The sequence below is a fragment of the Arthrobacter sp. JCM 19049 genome, assembly GCF_001310435.1.
Genome location: NZ_BAXF01000527.1, coordinates 1 through 1,445, shown reverse-complemented (window position 1 = coordinate 1,445; position 1,445 = coordinate 1). Strand labels below are relative to the sequence as shown.

Genomic DNA, 1,445 nt, shown 5'->3' with positions numbered 1-1,445 from the left:
CCGCCCGCTGCGCCCGCCACCCGCTGTCGGTGCTGCAGGACCGTGTCGCGGACATCTTCGTGGGCATGGGCTGGGAAATCGCCGAGGGCCCGGAAGTGGAATCCGAGTGGTTCAACTTCGATGCGCTGAACTTCAAGCCGGACCACCCGGCCCGCGAAATGCAGGACACCTTCTTCATCGAACCGGCCGACGCGCACCTGGTGCTGCGCACCCACACCTCCCCGGTGCAGGTGCGTTCCATGCTTGAACGCGAGGTGCCGCTGTACGTGCTCTGCCCCGGGCGCACCTTCCGCACCGATGAGCTGGACGCCACCCACACCCCGGTCTTCCACCAGTTCGAGGGCCTGGCCGTGGACAAGGGCCTGACCATGGCCGACCTGCGCGGCACCCTGGAGCACTTCGCCCGGCAGATGTTCGGCGCCGAAGCCGAGATCCGCCTGCCCCTGCCTACTTCCCGTTCACCGAGCCCAGCGCCGAGCTGGACATCTGGCACCCCGGCGCCAAGGGCGGGCCGCGCTGGATCGAGTGGGGCGGCTGCGGCATGGTCAACCCCAACGTGCTGCGCGCCGCGGGCATCGACCGGAGGTGTACTCCGGGTTCGCGTTCGGCATGGGCGTGGAGCGCACGCTCATGTTCCGCAACGATGTGCCCGACATGCACGACATGATCGAGGGCGACGTCCGTTTCAGCCAGCACTTCGGGATGGAGATCTAACCCAATGCGAGTACCACTGTCATGGCTGCGCGAGTACGCGCAGGTACCTGCCAACGCCTCGGCTGAGGACGTGATGGCCGACCTGGTCAAGGTCGGGCTGGAAGAGGAGGACGTGCACCGTCCCTCCGACGAACTGCACGGCCCGATCGTGGTCGGCCAGGTGCTGAGCGTGGAAAAGGAGCCGCAGAAGAACGGCAAGACCATCAACTGGTGCCAGGTGCGCGTGGTGCCCGAGGGCACCGAGCAGACCCTGACCGGGGACGGGATCGATCCTTCGGGCGTGCAGGGCATCGTGTGCGGCGCACACAACTTCGAGGTCGGGGACAAGGTCGTGGTGACCCTGCCCGGCGCCGTGCTGCCCGGGGACTTCCGCATCTCCCCGCGCAAGACCTACGGCCACGTCTCGGCCGGGATGATCGCCTCCTCGCGCGAACTGGGCATCGGGGAGGACCACGACGGGATCATCGTGCTCTCCCGCCTGGGGCTGGACCCGGAACTGGGCACCGATGTGATGGAGCTGTTCGGGCTGAAGGACCAGGCCGCGGAAATCAACGTCACCCCGGACCGCGGCTACTGCTTCTCCATCCGCGGGGTGGCCCGCGAATACGCGCTGGCCACCGGCACCGAGTTCACCGACCCGGCCGCCACGATCAAGCTGACCCAGGCCGCCGCTGAAGGCCACCCGGTGCGCGTTGCGGACGATGCCCCGATCTACGGGGTGCCGGCTGCAC

At 68.2% G+C, this 1,445-nt stretch carries 2 pseudogenes; both read left to right on the top strand.

Annotated features, from left to right (window positions below):
- A pseudogene (gene pheS / locus JCM19049_RS23635) lies at window positions 1-714 on the top strand (phenylalanine--tRNA ligase subunit alpha); the annotation flags it as partial.
- Between the two features lie 4 nt (window positions 715-718).
- A pseudogene (locus JCM19049_RS14100) lies at window positions 719-1,445 on the top strand (phenylalanine--tRNA ligase subunit beta); the annotation flags it as partial.